Source organism: Salinisphaera sp. S4-8 (assembly GCF_040361235.1).
GTDB lineage: Bacteria > Pseudomonadota > Gammaproteobacteria > Nevskiales > Salinisphaeraceae > Salinisphaera.
The window spans coordinates 370,000-388,890 of the sequence record NZ_APNF01000002.1 but is presented as its reverse complement, the minus strand read 5'-3'; the positions used below and the strand labels follow the sequence as shown (position 1 = coordinate 388,890).

The window sequence follows — 18,891 nt, the reverse complement described above, 5'->3', positions numbered from 1 at the left end:
GCGATTGCGCGGCCACGCGTTTGCGCTGGTCAGGGGGCGGGGCGGCGTAGGGGTTTATTCGTCGGCTTCGATCGCGGCTTCGTCGTTAAGCGCCCAGTCGTAGGCATAGCCGTCGATGGTTTGGCGCATATCCAGGCGTAGCGAGCGCTGTGGGCCGGCAAAGCGGCGTAGATAGCTGATGATTGCCCGGTCGCTGTCGCCGAAATCCGACCCGTACCAGTCAAAGATTTTCGACACGATCAGCTCGTCGTCATCCGTAAAGCGTACGCCCGCGGGGCTGTTGACATAGTCGCGTGCGTTCTCGCGTAACAGGGTGTAGACGTTTTTGCCGGTATAGGCGCGCGTAGCGAGGTCCGGACAGCTCAAGGAGGCGCAGTTGACGCCGTAGTGGGTCAGACCGTCGTGCCAGATCGGGCGCAGGATGCGGTGTTCGATATCGTTCAGGCTGACTTTTTCGCCGTCGATACGTAGCCGTTTTTTCTTCCAGGGCCCGGAGGACAACACGCTGCCGCCGATATCGCGGATGGAATCGACCGGATAGGCATCGAGCACCAGATCCAGCGTGAGCGCGTTGTAGAGGTTGATCCAGTAGGCGCGCTGGACGTCGCGGTTGTAGCCATCGATATCGATTTGCTGCATGGCCTGGAGATAGCGTTCGAGGCGTTGATGGTCGGCATCGCTGACCTGGCCATAGCGCACGCCATTGGGCGCGTGTTCGTGCGCGACGACGTAAGTACGCAGGAAATCATCGAACGCCCTGTGGTCGATCGTCGCGGTCGAATTCTCGTCGTGCGCCTGCCATCGCGGCCACAGTTTCGCTGCCGGCGCGGCCAGCACTGCGGTACTCCACAGACATAGCACGATCAGTGCCACGACACTACGACGCATCGACGGACTCCTCGAATGGGGTGCGGGTATGCGCTGGCGCATGCGGTATACGCGCATCGAGCCAGCGGCGAATATCGGCGATTACGGTATCGGCGTGTTGGTCGTGGAGCAACTCGTGGCGGCGCGAATCGTAGAGCCGCAGTTCGAGATCGCGTTGGCCATCCGCTGCCCAGGCCCGTGCCATGCGCTGCGGGCCCCGCCCGAAATTGCCCATCGGATCGTCGCGCCCGGCGATGACCAACAGCCCCAGTGCCATGGGCACACGCCGCAGGCCGTAGGCACTGGCACTACGCGCGATGCCGCACAGAACCGTATGCCAGGCGCCGGCACACAGCGCAAACCCGCAGTCCGGGTCGGCCTCGTAGGCATCCACGGCCGAATCGTCGGTGGATAGCCAGGCATTGCTGCGCAGGGTGCCGTAATAGCGCGCCAGACGGCGATCGTAGGCGCCGATGATCAACCGCTGTAATGCCTGGCTTCGCGTGTGGGCACCGATGCGTGCACATTCAATTCGTGCCAGTACCGCCGCCGCGCGACCGGCCAGCGGGTTGGGTCGATCGCTGCCGCTGAGAATCGCGCCGGCATAGGCCTCGCCATACTGGGCAAGTACGGCCAGCGCGATGAACGAACCCAGGCTGTGGCCGAACAGAAAGATCGGTACGCGCGGCGTGCGCGCTGCGGCGCGCTGGCGAATACGCTCGACATCCTCGATCAGCGTTTGCCAGTCGCAACGTTCGCCCAGATCGCCGTGATCCACGGCGGCGGTGGTCGCCCCGTGGCCACGCAGATCGAACGCATGGACTTCGATGCCGGCGGCGGCCAGGTCCTCCGCCAGGTGCGCATAGCGGCGGGCATGTTCGGCCATGCCATGCACGATGATCAGACAGGCGCGTGTGGGTTGCTGTGCGGGCCAACGATAGGCCACCAGCCGGGTGGGGCTGTCGGTGCTGACCTGCTCGGATTCGTACGTCAACGGTTGACCTGTATGGCATGCAGCGCGTAAAGCTGCATCCTTCCATAGAAACAAGCCCGCGATCCAGTGGTGTATAGGCCTTTTGTTTCCGGGCGCGTAGGACCCGGCCGGGTTCGCAGGCCCGTGCGATTGCCTATGCCGTGTGTCGTAAAGGAGAGTCGTCCATGAACGATGTCTGGGGCGTTTGCCCATGAGCCGCGCTGACCATCTGCTTGCCATCGACCAGGGCACGACCAGCAGTCGTGCCATCGTGTTCGACAGTCAGGGCCATATCCGTGGGCGCGCCCAGCGCGAGTTCCAGCAGTATTTTCCACAGGAAGCCTGGGTCGAGCACGATGCGAATACGATTCGCGCCGACGTGATCGCCGTATGCCGCGAGGCTATCGACGATGCCGGGCTTGAAGCCAGCGATATCGCTGCCTGCGGTATTACCAATCAGCGGGAAACGACGGTCATCTGGGATCGCGCCACCGGCGAGCCGATTGCCCGCGCGATCGTCTGGCAGGATCGGCGCACGGCCGATCGCTGTCGCGAGCTGGCCGACGCCCAAACCGAACAGTGGCTGCAGGACAAGACCGGCCTGTTGTTCGATCCGTATTTCTCGGCCACCAAGATCGCCTGGCTGCTCGATAACGTCGACGGTGCCCGCGAGCGCGCCGAGGCCGGCGAGCTGGCCTTTGGCACCATCGACAGTTGGCTACTGTGGCACCTGACCGGCGGCGCGGTCCACGCGACCGATGCGACCAACGCCTCGCGCACGTTGTTGTTCAATATCCGTGATCAGGCCTGGGACGACGAACTGCTGACGTTTTTTGATATCCCGCGTGCGTTATTGCCTGAGGTGCGCGATACCGCGGCCGATTTCGGCACCATCGACCCGGAGTTGTTCGGCTCGCCCATCCCCATCGCGGCCATGGTCGGCGACCAGCAGGCCGCACTCGTCGGCCAGGCCTGTTTCAAGCCCGGCATGGCGAAATCGACCTATGGCACCGGCTGTTTTCTCATGCTCAATGTCGGCGAACAGGCTGTCGCCTCGCGCCATCGGCTGTTGACGACCGTCGCCTATCGCCTCGGCGGGCGTACCACCTATGCCCTGGAAGGCTCTATCTTCGTCGCTGGTGCCGCCATTCAATGGCTGCGCGATGCGCTGCACATGTTCGAAGAGGCCGAGCAAACCCAGGCGCTGGCGTCCTCGGTCGACCATACCGGTGGCGTTTATCTTGTGCCGGCCTTCACCGGCCTGGGCGCACCCTACTGGGACCCGGAAGCCCGCGGTGCGATTCTGGGGCTCACCCGTGATACCGGCATCGAGCAGATCGTACGCGCCGCACTCGAATCCACCTGTTATCAGACCCGCGATCTGGTTCATGCGATCGGTGACGACGCCGAGCCGCCGCGCGAGCTGCGCGTGGATGGCGGCATGGTCGCCAACGATCTGGTCTGCAGCTGTCTGGCCGATATCCTGCAAACGCCGGTCGAACGCCCCGAAGTGATCGAAACCACGGCACTGGGCGCGGCTTATATGGCGGGCTTGCAGGTCGGGCTCTACGATTCGCTCGACGCGATCGCCGAGCTTTGGCGTGCCGAACAGCATTTTGACGTCGAAAAAAGCGCGGCGGAAGTCGATGCGCTGTATGAGGGCTGGTGCGAAGCCGTGGCCCGGGTGCGCGGATAATCACCGGATCACCGGGACATCAGCGCGCGGCCTGGCAGCGCGGGCCCGACGCACCGATAATAGGCGTATCCGATACGCTGCTCGCAATCACGTGCGCACGCTGCGGCCCGGCTGATCGAATGGTCGGTTGGATGTCTTACTGACGATAGAACGAGCCAGAAAGCCAGCCATGGATGTATCCATTCTTTTCGCCACGCGCAATCGCGCTGCCCAGCTCGAGCGCACGCTCGAATGCTACCGGGCGCTTGATACGCAAGGACTGGACTGGGAACTGCTGATCGTGGACAACGGCAGTACGGATGCAACCGCCGAGGTCATCGAGCAGGCGCGTCGGGACTTGCCGATCACTTATCTGCATGCCGACGGTGTCGGCCAGAATCGTGCGCGCAACGTGGCCATGGATCGGCTGTCGGGCGAGCTCGTCATCTTTACCGACGACGACGTACTGCCCGAGCCCGACTGTATGCGCGCCTATATCGAGGCGGCACAGCGCTGGCCGGACGATGTCATCTTCGGTGCGCGGATCGAGCCCAGCTTTCCCGCCGATACGCCGGCCTGGATGACCTCGCCCGATTTCGAGTTTGCCACCACGGCCTTTGCACGTTACCAACCAGCCGACCAGGAAGGGCCCGTAGGTCGGCATCCCTATGGCCCGAGCTTCGCGGTGCGCCGGGCGGCGTTTCAGGGCATGCGCTTCAATGAACAGCTCGGCCCGCAAACCGGCAGCTATGCCATGGGTGGCGAGGGCGACTTTCTGCGTCGCTTGGCGGCGCGTGGTCATCGCTATATCTACGTGCCCCAGGCGCGGGTAGCCCACGTGGTGCGTACCGACCAGACGAACGCCGACTGGTTGCTTTCGCGGGCCTACAAGAAGGGCCGTGGCCAGGTTTATCTGCCCAGTGCCAAGAAAACGCCGAAGCTGTACTGGCGCGGGGCGCCGCTCAAACTGTGGTTGGCCACGCTGCGTTCCGGGCTACGCTATGAGCTATGCCGACGTTTGCAGTCCGCACAGAAGCGCGCGTGCATCGAGCGGGGCATTACCTACCAGTTTCGGTTGGGCCAGGTTCATGAACTGCGCGCCCGCCAGATCCGCTTAACTCACGACAATCACGATTGAGATACCGATTCCATGCCATCCAAAGCCGTCTATTCCGATACCTTCTATCAGGACCGCCACGCGCGTACCGTGACCGCGTCCAGTCGCATTCTCGAACTGGCGCTCGCGGTGCTGCCGCCTGTGGAGTCCGCCGTCGACGTGGGTTGCGGCGTGGGCACCTGGCTGTCTGAAATCAAGCGACGCGGCATTTCGGATATCCATGGCTTCGAAGGCGAATGGGTCGACACCCAGCACCTCGAGATACCGACGGACTGTTTTTCGCATCACGATCTGACCACGCCGATCACGCCGCCGGCGAAACGATATGACCTGGCGCTATCGCTGGAGGTCGCCGAACACCTGCCCGATTCCGCCGCGAATACGTTCGTCGCATCGCTCACCGGGCTATCCGATTGCATTCTCTTCTCGGCCGCCATCCCGGGCCAGGGTGGGCGTCACCACATCAACGAGCAGTGGATCGAGTACTGGCTGGAACGTTTCGCGGCGCACGATTATGTGGGGCTGGACGTGATACGGCCCCATATTTGGCATGATGAGGAGATCGCGGAATGGTATCGCCAGAACGCGATACTTTTGGTCGCAAGATCACGCCTGGACGAACTGAGTCTGGAAGCACCGCCGCACGTACTGAAACCGTTCTCGATTGTTCACCCGATCGCGTTTTCGTCGATCACCCAGCGCCTTAGGGCCCAGATCCAGAAGGATCAGACCCTGGGCGGATCATGGAAACTGTTTCGGCGTGCGATCAGATCACGTATTCACGGCTAGTCGGACGACGAGGGCTTGAACAGGTCGGGCCGAGCATCGAGCAGCAGTTCGAGGTTGAACAGCACATTCAGTGCCTTGAAATGATCCGTCTTTTCCTCTCGATGTCGACGTAATATGCCCTGCGCGTCGATCCAGGGTACGAGTTCGCTGTCGTCGAGCCGAGCCATGCTTTCATCGAATAACGCGGCCACGGTACTGTCTCGGCGAAGTTCGTTCCGGAAATCCAGATATTGCCAGCGGCGATCGGCCGGCGGCACATGGATGTTCGGAATGATATGACTCAGGCGTGACCGGAGCCGACGTTGCCGCCGCAGCTTCTTTCGATAGCGGCGAATCTCAGCGTCGCTCGCGCCCAACGGCAGACCGCCGCTTGCGGTAGTCGGTAGTGCGAAAAGTTCGGGATAGCTGTACTGGAACAGGGCGATGAAAAAACGCTGATCGCGGCGTAGTGCGTCCGGTAGACCGAGTATGAAGGCACACCATTCGGGGTCCAGAAACGGGCTGAGCACTTCGTAGCCGGCCGGGCAGACGACCGGGCGGACCAGGCGTTGTTGGCGGATCGCGTGATCCAGCTGCTCGAGCGGGCTCATGAGGTCCATATCGACGAATGGCGCGCTCGGAAGCGCATCGATTGGCACCATATCCTCATCGGTGAGCTTGATGGTACGGCTTGCCTGATGCCACGCCACGAACGATTCCCGGGCTTGCTGCCAGTTGCCGCTGGCACCCTTGTCGAGGTGCTTGCCCGATAAGGCGTCGCCACAGAAGCCATTGATGTAGGTGAACTCCTGGCCGTAACGCCATGCGATCTGCGCATTGAAAAACATGTCGATCACCAACGATGGCGATGGCTCACTCTTGGCAACATCAAGCAGTGCGGCTCGCGATAGCTGTGTTCGTGTCAGGTCGATTCGTTCGTTGGCAACGCCTGCTTGAGCTGCGATGCGGGGCGCAATTTCGTAATCGAAGGCGCCCGGTACACCGTAGGTTGCGGTCTTGACAGACGCGCCGCAGGCTCGCAGCCCGCCGAGCACGGCGCGCGAGTCCAGACCGGCGCTCAGTGGTAGTAACAATGGGCGTGTGGCGTGATTCGCGGCCTTTCGGCAGATATGGTTCCAGAGGTCGGCACCCTGCGCGAGCAGCTTGTCCTGGGAGGGTTCGGGCTGACGCCGACGCTGTCTGGCCGCCTTCAGGGTATCGACCTCGAAGGGTAGGCCCTGGATGGGCACGGGTCGATTTATCGGTACCCCGTAGTGCAGTGTTTCAGCCAGGGCTTGTCGGTCGATCGGTGTATCGCGGTTCATGCTGGAACAGGCAAGGAGTTTTCTGTGATTATACGCAGGCCGTATAAGGCCCAGAGCGTATTCCAGGTTTGTCCGGGCTTGCGTCCAGCCCTGTGCTGCCACGAATGATATTCGAGAACGAATCTATGACCTTGACCCGAGACGGCATTACATTTGTCCTCACCAGCTGCGGTCGGCCCGAGTTGCTGGCGCGAACGATCGACAGTTTCGTGGCCCACAATACGTATCCAATCGCCCGCTATATCCTGATCGAGGACTCCGGTGATCGCGACATGCTCGATTTCATCGAGCAACGCTTTGGCGATCTGTTCGATACGGTGTTGTTCAACGAGCCGCGGCTGGGCCAGATACGCAGCGTGGACCGCGCTTATGCCGAGGTCGATACGCCTTATATCTTTCACTGCGAAGACGATTACGAGTTTTTCCGGTCCGGTTTCATGGAGGATTCGTTATCGGTACTCAAACACGATCCGGGTGCGATCACCGTCTGGCTACGCAACCTCTGGGAAGGTAACCGGCATAAGTTCGAAGAGCGGATACGGTATACCGACGACAACGTGATGTATCGGCGCGTATTGCCCAAAACCTCGCGCAACCACACTTGGTACGGCTTCACGTTTAACCCAAGCTTGCGCCGTCTGGCCGATTATGAGCGCATCAAACCATTCAACGATGTCGGACACGAGCTCGAAATCAATTATGCGTACCACGAACTGGGTTTTTATGGTGTGACCCTGGAAGAGGGCGCGGCACGAGACGTCGGCCGTGGCCACCATGTTCCCGACGTGGGGGAATCTTTCATCCAGCGGCTCAGAGCCGAGTTGCGCCGCCGGCGTCGCGCCCGGCGCGAACGTCGCGCGCATCGTTAGAATGCGTCGAGTCGCTGTCATGGCTGTGAAAGAAGTCGCCATCAGTGTCGTGATCACGACGCGTAACCGGGCCGAGAAGCTCGCTGTGACCCTGTCGGCGCTCGCCGATCAGCGCGATATCGCGTTCGACTGGGAATTGATCGTGGTCGACAACGCCAGTACCGACGCAACTACGCAGGTTCTCGAAAGTGCCGTCGCCGAGTTGCCACTCGTGGTGTTGCGCTACGACAAACCGGGCAAGTGCAAGGCACAGAATCATGCACTCGATCACGTTCGCGGGGCCTTGCTGACATTTACCGACGACGATGTGGGCATCGATGCGCGCTGGCTAGCCAGCTTGTGGCGAGCTGCCCGGGACTGGCCCGATGCGGATTTGTTCTGTGGTCCCGTGGTGGCCCATCTTGTGGGCGATGTGCCGGGCTGGCTCGAGGGCGCGGCTGGACAAGCGATCATCGAACGGCATTGTGGCCATTATCGACCGCGCGAGCAGGAAGGCCCGACCGACGTGCCTGCGCTCGGCGCGAACATGACGATACGCCGCAGCGCGCTAGGGGAGCGGCGTTTCGACGAAAACGTGGGGCCGGACGGCACGCCGGACTATATCAAGGGCGGGGATACCGATCTGAACAAGGCGTTGATGGCGCAAGGCCACCGTTGTGTCTATGTCCCTGACGCCGTCATTACGCATTATGTGCATACCGGTCAACTGACCCTGCCGGTGCTTTTCCAGGGGGCCTACCGGCGCGGACGCAAGAATGCCTATCTGTACCCGCGAACAGGCGGCGTACAGCTGGCCGGGGCGTCGCTGGCGCTGTGGACTCGGCTGGCCAAGCAATGGCTACGCTATCGTCTGAGTGCGAATGCGCCGCCGCTCAAGCGCTACGAGATCGGCATGAAGTATCACTATCGGCGCGGCTATCTCGATCAGATGCGGCGACAGGCGCAGACATAAAAAAAGCCGCGTCCTGAACGGACGCGGCTTTCCAGTTGGCGTGGCGCGTGTTCACGCGCCTGCGATGGTTGCGATTTACAGCAGCTCGGAAACCGCTTCGCGCTCGCTGCGCAGCTCGTCTTCGGTCTGCTTCATGCGGTCACGGCTGAATTCGTCGATCTCAAGATCCTGAACGATTTCGTACTGGCCGTTTTTGCAGGTCACGGGGTAGGAATACATGATGCCTTCTTCCACGCCGTAGCTGCCGTCGGCCGGGATACCCATCGACACAATGCCTTTCGAGCCATTCACCCAGTCGTGGATATGGTCGATGGCCGCCGAGGCCGCCGAGGCGGCGCTGGAGGCGCCACGGGCCTCGATGATGGCCGCGCCGCGCTTCTGTACGGTGGGGATGAAGTCGTTTTCGTACCAGTGGCGGTCGACCAGATCGAGCGCGGCCTTGCCGTTGACGGTGGCATGGCTGATATCCGGGTACTGGGTCGCGCTGTGGTTGCCCCAGACGATCATCTTGTCGATATCGGTGACCTGGGTGCCGGTCTTCTGGGCCAGCTGGGACAGGGCGCGGTTGTGGTCCAGGCGCATCATGGCCGTGAACTGGCCCTTGTCGAGATCCGGCGCATTGCTGGCCGCGATCAGCGCGTTGGTATTGGCCGGGTTGCCGACCACCAGCACCTTGACGTCACGCGAGGCGTGATCGTTGATGGCCTTGCCCTGCACCGAAAAGATGTCGGCGTTGGCCTTGAGCAGGTCGGAGCGTTCCATGCCCTTGCCGCGCGGCTTGGCGCCGACCAGCAGGCAGATATCGGCGTCCTTGAAGGCTTCTTCGGGCTTGTCGGTGCCGATGATGTCCTTGACCAGCGGGAAGGCACAGTCGTTGACTTCCATCATCACGCCGTTGAGCGCATCCATGGCCGGCGGGATTTCCAGCAACTGCAGGATTACGGGCTGATCCGGGCCGAGCATGTCGCCGGCGGCGATACGAAAAATCAGCGAATAGCTGATCTGGCCGGCGCCGCCGGTAATGGCTACGCGTACGGGTTCTTTCATGGTGCGCTCCTTGTAAATGAAGGGTTGAAGACAAACGTGGACATTCGTGCGAATCGCACCGCGGCCTGACTGGCTGCGGCCCCGGTGCCCGATTTCGATACACTATCGGGCGATCGTGCGACAGCGAGCGTATTTGCATCCACGCCGTTTCCAAAGTCGGTCGCAAAGCATAGCCGAAACACCAAAACGGGTAAAAACCGATCGCATCCGTAGCCGATCGTGGGCCGTATCCAAGGGTTCGACTTGCCCCAGTGCTTGATAAAAAGGACGACATGCAGCGAATCGCGATCGTGGGCAGCGGGATTGCCGGGCTGGGTACCGCCTGGTTGCTCGATGGCAGCGCGGAACTCACCGTATTCGAAGCCGCGAACCGGGCCGGTGGGCATGCCAATACGGTCATGGCGGGCGAGCAGCCGGTGGATACCGGCTTTATCGTACTCAACGATCGTAACTACCCGTTTTTCGAGTCGTTATTGGACGAGCTGGCAGTCGATACGCGGCCCAGCGATATGTCGTTCGCGGTGTCTATTGCCGATGGCGCGATCGAATGGGCGGGCGATAACTGGCGCACCCTGTTCGCGCAGAAGAGCCGGCTGTTCGATGCGCGCCATTGGCGCATGATCGCCGATATCCTGCGCTTCAATCGTCAGGCCCGACAGCTGATCGAAACCGATGCCCTGCCGGCCGTATCGCTGGGCGAATTTCTCGACCGTCATGGCTATAGCGATGCGTTCGCCGCGCGCTATCTGTTGCCCATGGCGGCGGCGATCTGGTCCACGCCGACGGCGGATATGCGCGCGTTCCCGGTCGGGGCGTTTCTGCGTTTTTTCGATAATCATGGCCTGCTGGAGCTATCGAACCGGCCCCAATGGAAGACGATCGTCGGTGGCAGTCAGCGCTATGTGCAGGCGATTGCCAAACGCCTGGGTTCACGGCTGCGGCTGGCCACGCCGGTCGAGCGGGTACGCCGCGACGAAAACGGTGCCCATGTGACGCTGGCCAGCGGCAAAACCGAAACCTTCGATCAGGTGGTCTTTGCCTGCCATGCCGATCAGACCCGCGCGATGCTTGCCGATGCCAGCGCGCGCGAAGCGTCGCTGCTGTCGGCGTTTCGCTTTCAGCCCAACCGTGCGGTTCTGCACAGCGATACCGCGCTGTTGCCGCGTCGACGCCGCGTGTGGGCGGCGTGGAACTATCTGGCTGATCGCGACGGCGTCGAAAATCAGCGTGTGACCGTGAGTTACTGGATGAACCGGCTGCAGTCGATTGCCGGCGAGCGCGAGTACGTGGTCAGCCTGAATCCGCGCATCGAACCCGAACCGCGCCATGTCATTCGCGAGATCGAATACACGCATCCGGTTTTCGATGGCGAAGCCATCGCCGCGCAGGCCCGTCTCGACGAGATTCAGGGCGCCAACCGGGCCTGGTTCTGTGGCGCGTGGTGTGGCTACGGCTTTCATGAGGACGGGCTGGCCTCGGCGGTACGTGTGGCGCGAGGTTTGGGTGTCGATGTGCCCTGGAGCGGGCGCGATGGCTAGCGCGGGCGTTCTGTATCGTTGCCGTGTGATGCACCGGCGCCCGGGCCCGCCGCGCTATCGCTTTGGCTATCGCAGTTTCTATCTGCTGCTGGATATCGATGCCATCGATCAGGCCTGTGCCGCGTCGCCGCTGATTTCGCGCAATCGTTTCAACGTATTGTCGTTCAACGATGCCGACCACGGCCCGCACGAGGCGGGCGCGAACCTACGCCTCTGGCTCGATACATTGCTCGGCGATCAGGGTATCGACCTGGCTGGCGGGTGTGTGCAATTGCTGACCATGCCGCGCGTGCTCGGCTACGGTTTTAATCCCATCAGCGTGTTCTATTGCGAACATGCCGACGACTCGCTGCGCGCCATCGTGGTCGAGGTTCACAACACCTTTGGCGAGCATCATTTCTACGTGCTGCACGAGCAGGGCGCGCCCATGAGCTGGCGCGCGGCCCAGCACAAGGCCAAAGCCTTTCACGTATCGCCTTTTTTCGATCGCAGTGGGGGTTATCGGTTTCATTTCGCCGAGCCCGGCGAGCAGCTGGGCATGGGTATTCGCCTGTTCGAAGCCGACGGCGAGCACATGCGCATCGCCACCACCCTCACCGGCGAACGCCGGGCGTTGACCACGGCCAACATCCTCAAAGCGGTTTGCCGCGTACCGTTGATGACGATCAAGGTCGTCGCGGCGATCCACTGGCAGGCGTTCAAGCTCTGGCTGCGTGGTGCCGTGTTTCACCGAAAACCCGAGCAGAACCACGAGAATGTCTCCTGACACGATGACCATGCGACACCAGGGCGCGACCATTCAAAGCGGCGACCCGAGCAACTGGCGTGAGCGCCAGGTCGTCAAGCGCCTGGACCGGCTGCATACCGGGCGGCTGGAAGTACGTCTGCCCAATGGATCCACCGCGATTTTCGCCGGCGAGCGCGAGGGCCCGTCGGCCCGGCTGATCATGCATTCGCCAGCGATGGTTACGCGCCTGTTCAAGGCCGGTTCCATTGGCTTTGCCGAAGGCTATATGGCCGGCGAGTGGGACGCCGACGATCTGGCCAAGCTCATCTATCTGCTGCATCTCAACGAAGACGCCCTCGAGCCCGATTTTTCCCGGCTGCAGCATATCTACACCCTGATGAGCGCCATCCGGCATCGTCTGCGGCGCAATTCCCGTCGTGGCTCGCGCCGTAACATTGCCTACCATTACGATTTGGGCAACGACTTCTATGCCCAATGGCTGGACGAGACCTGGACCTACTCGAGCGCGATTTTTGCCGACGCAAACGAGCCGCTGGCCGATGCCCAGCAACGCAAGTACGCGCGCCTGCTCGAGCGCCTGAATGTGAAGTCCGGCGATCATATTCTGGAGATCGGCTGTGGCTGGGGCGGCTTTGCCCGCTATGCGGCCGCCCATGCCGATTGCCATGTGACCGGCCTGACGTTGTCCAACGAACAGCTGCGTTTTGCCCGCGAGCGCGCCCAGGCGGCCGGGCTGTCGGATCGTCTGCGCTTCGAGCTGCGCGATTATCGCGATGTCGAGCGTCACTACGATCATGTGGTGTCGATCGAAATGTACGAAGCCGTGGGCGAGGCCTACTGGCCGACCTATTTCGCCGCCATCCAGGCCGCGCTCAAGCCGGGCGGGAAGGCCGCGATTCAGGCGATTACCATCGACGACACGCGTTTCGATTATTACCGCGCCAACGTGGATTTCATCCAGGAATATGTCTTTCCAGGCGGCATGCTGGCCTCGCCCAGCGTTTTCTGCGACCAGGCCGAGCGCCAGGGTCTGCGCGTACGCGAAACCGATTTCTACGGCGGCGACTATGCGCGCACGCTCATGCGCTGGGACGCCTCGGTACGCGCCGCCGCGGATACCATCATCACCGAACGCGGCAGCGCCTTCTACCGCATGTGGCGCTATTATCTGGCCTACTGCGCGGCCGGTTTTACCTCCGGCAATATCGATCTGATGCAGATCGCCTTGCAACGCGATTGAGGCAGGCATGAGCGCCCGTACCGCAATGGATCGTCTGGCGGCCTATGGCCTGCTCGGGCTGCCGCTGGCAGCGCTCGGGTTGCCGCTGACGGTCTATCTGCCGCCGTTCTATGCGCAGATGCCGGGTTTGAATACCGGCCTGGTCGGCGTGCTCATCTTTGCCGCGCGTCTGTTCGATGTGGTCACCGATCCGGTGATCGGCAGCGCCTCGGACCGACTGCAGACCCGTTTCGGCCGCCGCCGACCCTGGATCGCGGCCGGTACGCCGCTACTCATGCTCGCGGCTTGGTTTCTGTTCGTGCCGCCGGATAATGCCGGCGCGGCCTATCTGTTGATCTGGAGCATGCTCGCCTATCTGGGCTGGACGCTGATCTATCTGCCGTATACGACGCTCGGCGCGGAAATGTCGGCCGACTACGACGAGCGTTCGCGTATCACCGCCTGGCGCGAGGGCTTTTTCGTGCTCGGCACACTGGTCGCCATCATGCTGCCGGCCCTTGCGCAGCGCTTTGTGGGCGGTGCGGCGGCGGGTCTGGCCGCGATTGCGATGTTCTTGCTCGTCGCGCTACCGATCGCTACCGGTTTGTTTCTCTGGCGGGTGCGCGAACCGGATGGCGTCAATGCCTCGAAAATCCGCTGGCGTGAAAGCCTGGATCTGCTCAAATCCAATCGCCCGTTTACGCGGCTGTTGATCGCCTATTTGCTCAATGGCGCAGCCAATGGCCTGCCCGCGGCGCTGTTTCTGTTCTTCGTGACCGCGATTCTGGGCGGCAGCGAAATCACAGGCGGCATTTTCCTGGCGATCTATTTCCTGTCGGCCGTGCTCGGCCTGCCGCTGTGGCTGAAAATCGGGCGCAACTGGAGCAAGCATCGGCTGTGGTGTGCCTCCATGCTGTGGGTGAGCTTCGTGTTCATCTTCACGCTCACGCTGGGCGAGGGCGACTATATCGGCTACGGCCTCATCTGCGTGCTCGGCGGCACCTGTCTGGGCGTGGATCAGGCGATTGCGGCCTCGATTCAGGCCGATGTGATCGACGAAGACACGGCCGCCGGTGGCGACGGACGTGCCGGGTTGTATTTCGGGCTCTGGGGCATGGCCACCAAGCTGGCCTTTGCGATCGCGCTCGGGATTGCCTATCCGGTGCTCTGGCTGGCCGGTTTCGATGCCGGCCAGGACAACGACGCCGTCGCGCTCTGGACGCTCGCCGTGCTCTACGGGCTGCTGCCAGTGGCGATCAAGCTCGGCGTGGTCGCCATGATGTGGGACTTTCCGCTGGACCGGCGTCGTCATGCCGAATTGCAGGAGCGTATCGGGCGTAGCGAACGGGCCGCACGCTAACAACCTGATCGGACTTCTACCAAACGCCTGCGGGTGCGTTCTAGAAAGGATATTGTCCGCAAATGAACGCGAATATGCGCAAATAAGACAGGTGGTTTGGGGTAACCTCGGCCCGCGGTGCCTCCTCTTTGCCAAGCGCTTCGTTTCTAGAAGAGGTATCCGCAGATCGACGCAGATTCACGCAGATGTGAAAGGCGACTACGCTGCGCAAATGAGCGCGAAGATACGCGAATAAAGCGCAAGTCAGTCAGGTCGAACAGCGGATGCTGAGCGCTTGTGTTCGATTCTCAACTTTGCTCGTAATCGGAATCGGCGAACGGCCAAGATCAAACACCCGGTCTTGATCTGCGTTGATCTGTGTCGATCTGCGGACGAATAATCGGACAATGCCTTCGCGCAGAGGCGCTAACCGCCATCAAGCGCTGCGTTTCTCATAAAGAAGCACCCGCTGGCCGACGCAGAGCCGCGCAGATCAGCCGGGTGCGTTCTAGAAAGGATATTGTCCGCAAATAAACGCGAATATACGCAAATAAGGCGTAAAACAGGTAGTTTGGGGTAACCTCGACCCGCGGTGCCTCCCCTTTGCCAAGCGCTTCGTTTCTGGAAGACGTATCCGCAGATCGACGCAGATTCACGCAGATGTGAAAGGCGAATACTCTCCGCAAATTAACGCGAAGAGACGCGAATAAAGCGCAAGTCAGTTAGGTTGAACAGCGGATGCTGAGCGCTTGTGCTCGATTCTCAACTTTGTTCGTAATCGGAACCGGCGAACGGCCAAGATCAAACACACGGTCTTGATCTGCGTTGATCTGTGTCGATCTGCGGACGAATGACCGAAGAACGCCTTCGTGCAGAGAGGGTAAAGACCCTCAAGAGCCAGGTTTGTTAGAAAATGAATCTGCGGACTTAAGCCGATTCTTTCAGATCAGCGCGCGCTCGACTATTTGCGCAGATCCGTTCAGTCGAGCTGGCCGAGCAGGGTTTTCAGGTCCGCGGTGATTTCATCCACGCTTTCCTGCTGGTTGATCAGCAAGCGGGAACGATCGTCAGGGCCGAACACGAAGATCGCACTGCTGTGCGATACCAGATAGAAGCCGTTGTCGTTGGGCTCGCCGTAGCCGTAGGTGACCCGGTAACGCTTGGTAAGTGCCTTGAGCTGTTCCTGGGTGCCGGTCAGGCCCACCATATTGGGGCCAAAGCTGGAAGTGAAACGTTGCAGGCGCTCGGGTGTGTCGCGCTTGGGATCGACGCTCAAAAACAGTACGTCGATATCGTCGCGGTCTTGTTCGTCCAGGCCGCCCAGCGCGGCACGAATACGCGCCATCGTGGCCGGGCAGATATCTGGACAGTTCGTGTAGCCGAAGAACAGTAGCTTCAGCCTTCCGTCGTAGTCGTCGGCCGTAACGGCCTCGCCCTGTTCGTTGGACAGCTTGAATTCGAGATCGGGCATTACGCCGGTGATGTCATGCGCGGTGTAGTCGGCGCCGCCCGAGCAGGCTGTTACAGCGATGCCCAGCAGGGTGCTCAGCAAGACACGGGAAAACAACTTGTACACAGTCATGTCACGGGTTCCTTGACCGGCGCGCCGCTGCCTTGCGCGGTTGTCGCACGCCGTTCGTGAATGAAGCCGAAGCGCAACAGGATGAGCGTTGCCACAACACTCATCATGGCTGCCGGTATCCAGGTGATCAGCCCGCCCAGCTGCTGGTCGACGATCGGCGAGATCGGAAACGCGCGCCCGCAGACCGCATACACGTCATAAACGGTATCCGGCGCGAGCGCGATATAGGCGCCGAGCGCAATCTGCGGCGGCATGACCGCCCACAGCACGATGATGCGCAGGCCGGTGGAATAGGTGGTACGCGTGGTGCCCGGCGCGCGCGGGTCCAGCATGAACCACCAGAACAGCAGGCCATCGCCCGCCATGGACAGATTCATCAGCCAGTAGTCGCGTGCCGAGAGCATGGCGGTGAAATGAATCGAAGGCGTAAGCCAGAAATAGATCAGGCCCACGAACAGCAACGCGCTGATGAACGGGTGCTGCACGAACCGGTAGCAGGCCATCACGGGCGGTAGTTCGCCCATCCCGCGCACGCCGCGATTAAGCCAGGCCGGCGCGCCGGCGGCGAGCACGGCGGTAGGCATGGACAGCGCGATCAGAAACGGGCCGAGATGGTGCAGGATCAGATGCTGGGCGCGGTGGATGAAGAACATGTACTGCGCGTAGTAGTCGACATGCGTTTGCATGACGACATACATGCTGATCAGCCCGATACCGAAAGCGATAGCCGGCGCGATATCGCGTATGCGTCGCCGCCGGGCAAGCCCGCGCACATAACACAGCGCGGCGAGGGCAAAGACCGCGATCAACACCGGCTGGGGCTCCCAGGGTGTGAGCCAGCGAATGATCTCGTCGGTCATACGATCGCCTGGGTTGAAACTAAAGCACACAGGCGCCCGTCGCGGGCGCACGCCAGCCGCTATTCTACGCCGGTGGGCGCGGCGGCGGACGAACGCGGGCTTTAGCTTTTCCAGTCGTCCTTTTCGCGTTCCTCTTCGGCCCAGGCGTCGTCGTCGAGATTACGCAGCTTGCTGCGATCGACATGCTTGAGATCTTCTCGACTCGCCGCGATCTGGGCGCGAACCCAATTGACGATGCCCAAGGCGGCAACCAGCAGCGCGATGACGATGACAACCCAGATGACGGTATTCATTAGAGCCTCGCGACACGACGAATGATGGGAAAATACAGCGCATACGGCAGGCGCTGCATGAGCTTGAGTATGTAGGACAAACGGCGTGGAAACGTGATCTCGAAGCGTTTCGCGGCCAGGCCGCGACGGATACGCCGGGCTGCCTCGTCGGCGTCGACCATGAACGGCATGGGAAACCGGTTCTTCTCGGTCATCGGCGTACGCACGAAACCGGGTGTAATCACGCTCACGGCGATACCGTGACTATCCAGATCGAGCTTGAGCCCTTCGGCCAGCGCGATCATCGCTGCTTTTGAGGCCGAGTAGGGTGCGCCCCCGGGCAAACCGCGAAAACCCGCTACGCTGGCGGTCAGCGCGATCTGGCCAGCGCCGCGCGCGAGCATCCCGGGCAACACCGCGCCGATGCCGTTGACCGCGCCGCCGTAGTTCACGGCCATGCGATCCTGGACGTCGGCGGCGTCGAAGCGAGTGACCGAAAACTGGCTACCGATGCCGGCATTGAACACGGCAAGGTCGATCGGGCCCAGCTGTCGTTCGATCGCGGCGACCGTTTCGTTATTCGCCGCGCCGTCGGTGACATCGAGCACGAAGGCATGGATTGCGTCGGGTGCGTCAGCACAAAGTGCATCGAGGCGTTCGCGGTTACGCCCGCTGGCGGCGACCTGCCAGCCGTTGGCGGCCATCTCGCGGGCCAGGGCCGCGCCGATGCCCGAACTCGCGCCGGTAATCCAGACTACATGCGGGCCGCTCACGAGGCTTTATCCACCTGTGAGAAACGCGTCGCGGACCGGCGCGGGTCCTGTAGCGCTGCGACCTCGATATCCTTTTCGGCCCAGAGTTGTTCGAGCCAGCGCTTGAAGCGATTGCGGTAGTCGGCATCGCCCATGTAGTCGCCTTCGAGCAGATCGCTGGGAACATCCAGCCGGCGTACGCGGATCACGACTTCGTCGATACGCCCGCAGAGCATGTCCCAGAACTTCGGCTCGGGCGTGTTCACATAGGCCACGGTCATGTCGAGCACGCCATCGAGCACGTCGTGCATGGCGTTCAGGGTAAAGGCGGTACCGCCGGCCTTGGGCGGCATCAGCGCTTCGTAGGGCGAGTTCACCGCCCGGCGCTTGGCGGCGTTCGAGCGCGTGCCCTCGGCATAATTGACGATGGTGACCGGCCAGTCGCGAAAGGTTTCACAGGAGCGGCGCACGGTTTCCATGTCCCGAGTGCGCAGGGCCGGGTTCTTTTCGATTTCGGCGCGGCTGTGGCGTTTCATGAACGGAAAATCCAGCGCCCAGCAAGCCATGCCGACGACCGGCAGCCAGCGCAGCTGTTCCTTGATGAAGTAGCGCGGGAAGGGCAGCTGCGGTTCGATGACGTGACATAGCAGCATCACGTCGGCCCAGCACTGGTGGTTGGAGATCACCACATAGCGGCCATGCGGATCGTCGGGCACCTGCTGATCGTAGCTCACGCGGGTGCGACCCATGCCCAGAATGCAGGCATTGATGCCACGCGCCCACCAGCGTGCCACCCAGAGCACGGCGTGGGTGGCCGGTTTTTTCACGGCCGGCCACGGCGCGAGCAGTTTGACCAGACTGGTGGGCAATAGCGGAATGAAGCCGATCAGTGTGACCAGCACCATGCCCGCGATGGCGATCGCCCCGCGAATGTTTTGTAGCGCGCGCTTCATACAGGCGTCGTACACAGCTTTGAAGAAACGATGTC

Annotated in this window: 18 protein-coding genes; 9 read left to right on the top strand and 9 right to left on the bottom strand. The window is 61.7% G+C overall.

Translation table 11 applies throughout. The annotated features are described in order from the left end of the window. Positions 1-54: 54 nt before the first annotated feature. Together S4A8_RS04350 and S4A8_RS04345 are read right to left on the bottom strand one after the other, a co-directional pair. The gene (locus S4A8_RS04350; protein WP_353219180.1) at positions 55-888 is read right to left on the bottom strand and encodes a DUF547 domain-containing protein; all 834 of its coding nucleotides are present in this window, start codon (positions 886-888) and stop codon (positions 55-57) included. After that, positions 878-1,861 (bottom strand): alpha/beta fold hydrolase, encoded by a 984-nt coding sequence (locus tag S4A8_RS04345; RefSeq protein WP_353219179.1) that lies wholly within the window; start codon positions 1,859-1,861, stop codon positions 878-880. Before S4A8_RS04345 ends, S4A8_RS04350 begins: the two co-directional genes overlap by 11 nt. Before the next feature lie 190 nt (positions 1,862-2,051). Here S4A8_RS04345 and glpK point away from each other — a divergent pair, with 190 nt between their 5' ends. The 3 genes from glpK to S4A8_RS04330 all read left to right on the top strand — a co-directional run bounded on the left by glpK (position 2,052) and on the right by S4A8_RS04330 (position 5,421). Then, complete coding sequence (gene glpK / locus S4A8_RS04340; protein ID WP_353219178.1) at positions 2,052-3,536, top strand: glycerol kinase GlpK; 1,485 nt, start codon at positions 2,052-2,054, stop codon at positions 3,534-3,536. A 169-nt stretch (positions 3,537-3,705) separates the two neighbouring features. Next, a complete protein-coding gene (locus tag S4A8_RS04335) occupies positions 3,706-4,653 on the top strand; it encodes a glycosyltransferase family 2 protein (protein ID WP_353219177.1) in 948 nt (315 codons plus the stop codon). A gap of 12 nt (positions 4,654-4,665) precedes the next feature. Then, positions 4,666-5,421 carry a methyltransferase domain-containing protein gene (locus tag S4A8_RS04330; RefSeq protein WP_353219176.1) on the top strand — a complete coding sequence of 252 codons (756 nt, stop codon included), beginning with the start codon at positions 4,666-4,668 and terminating at the stop codon, positions 5,419-5,421. Here the strand turns inward: S4A8_RS04330 and S4A8_RS04325 are convergent. Further along, a complete protein-coding gene (locus S4A8_RS04325; RefSeq protein ID WP_353219175.1) occupies positions 5,418-6,827 on the bottom strand; it encodes a hypothetical protein in 1,410 nt (469 codons plus the stop codon). The two genes, S4A8_RS04330 and S4A8_RS04325, sit on opposite strands and share 4 nt — an antisense overlap. A gap of 23 nt (positions 6,828-6,850) precedes the next feature. On the opposite strand from S4A8_RS04325, the gene S4A8_RS04320 reads away from it, so the two are divergent. Continuing rightward, positions 6,851-7,594: a glycosyltransferase gene (locus S4A8_RS04320; protein WP_353219174.1), complete on the top strand. Its 744-nt coding sequence runs from the start codon at positions 6,851-6,853 to the stop codon at positions 7,592-7,594. A gap of 19 nt (positions 7,595-7,613) precedes the next feature. Continuing rightward, a complete protein-coding gene (locus S4A8_RS04315) occupies positions 7,614-8,546 on the top strand; it encodes a glycosyltransferase family 2 protein (RefSeq protein WP_353219173.1) in 933 nt (310 codons plus the stop codon). Positions 8,547-8,621: 75 nt separating this feature from the next. Here S4A8_RS04315 and S4A8_RS04310 read toward each other — a convergent pair whose 3' ends face one another. Next, positions 8,622-9,593, bottom strand: a complete 972-nt coding sequence (locus S4A8_RS04310) for a malate dehydrogenase (RefSeq protein WP_353219172.1) — start codon at positions 9,591-9,593, stop codon at positions 8,622-8,624. Between the two features lie 272 nt (positions 9,594-9,865). On the opposite strand from S4A8_RS04310, the gene S4A8_RS04305 reads away from it, so the two are divergent. From S4A8_RS04305 to S4A8_RS04290, 4 genes are read left to right on the top strand one after another with little or no spacing between them, the layout of a single operon-like run. After that, positions 9,866-11,131, top strand: a complete 1,266-nt coding sequence (locus S4A8_RS04305; protein WP_353219171.1) for an NAD(P)/FAD-dependent oxidoreductase — start codon at positions 9,866-9,868, stop codon at positions 11,129-11,131. Beyond that, complete coding sequence (locus S4A8_RS04300; protein WP_353219170.1) at positions 11,124-11,897, top strand: DUF1365 domain-containing protein; 774 nt, start codon at positions 11,124-11,126, stop codon at positions 11,895-11,897. Before S4A8_RS04305 ends, S4A8_RS04300 begins: the two co-directional genes overlap by 8 nt. A gap of 4 nt (positions 11,898-11,901) precedes the next feature. Next, positions 11,902-13,119: a class I SAM-dependent methyltransferase gene (locus tag S4A8_RS04295; protein ID WP_353219169.1), complete on the top strand. Its 1,218-nt coding sequence runs from the start codon at positions 11,902-11,904 to the stop codon at positions 13,117-13,119. A 7-nt stretch (positions 13,120-13,126) separates the two neighbouring features. Further along, complete coding sequence (locus S4A8_RS04290; protein ID WP_353219168.1) at positions 13,127-14,458, top strand: MFS transporter; 1,332 nt, start codon at positions 13,127-13,129, stop codon at positions 14,456-14,458. A gap of 958 nt (positions 14,459-15,416) precedes the next feature. Here the strand turns inward: S4A8_RS04290 and S4A8_RS04285 are convergent. The 5 genes from S4A8_RS04285 to yihG all read right to left on the bottom strand — a co-directional run bounded on the left by S4A8_RS04285 (position 15,417) and on the right by yihG (position 18,856). Continuing rightward, positions 15,417-16,019, bottom strand: a complete 603-nt coding sequence (locus S4A8_RS04285; protein ID WP_353219167.1) for an SCO family protein — start codon at positions 16,017-16,019, stop codon at positions 15,417-15,419. Next, the gene (locus S4A8_RS04280; RefSeq protein WP_353219166.1) at positions 16,016-16,879 is read right to left on the bottom strand and encodes a cytochrome c oxidase assembly protein; all 864 of its coding nucleotides are present in this window, start codon (positions 16,877-16,879) and stop codon (positions 16,016-16,018) included. Before S4A8_RS04280 ends, S4A8_RS04285 begins: the two co-directional genes overlap by 4 nt. Positions 16,880-16,980: 101 nt before the next feature. Beyond that, complete coding sequence (locus S4A8_RS04275) at positions 16,981-17,172, bottom strand: hypothetical protein (RefSeq protein ID WP_353179415.1); 192 nt, start codon at positions 17,170-17,172, stop codon at positions 16,981-16,983. After that, on the bottom strand, positions 17,172-17,924 hold the full coding sequence (locus S4A8_RS04270; RefSeq protein WP_353219165.1) for an SDR family NAD(P)-dependent oxidoreductase: 753 nt from the start codon (positions 17,922-17,924) through the stop codon (positions 17,172-17,174). The genes S4A8_RS04275 and S4A8_RS04270 overlap by 1 nt, the downstream gene beginning before the upstream one ends. Next, the gene (gene yihG, locus S4A8_RS04265) at positions 17,921-18,856 is read right to left on the bottom strand and encodes a 1-acylglycerol-3-phosphate O-acyltransferase, YihG family (protein WP_353179411.1); all 936 of its coding nucleotides are present in this window, start codon (positions 18,854-18,856) and stop codon (positions 17,921-17,923) included. Before yihG ends, S4A8_RS04270 begins: the two co-directional genes overlap by 4 nt. Between the last annotated feature and the right edge of the window lie 35 nt (positions 18,857-18,891).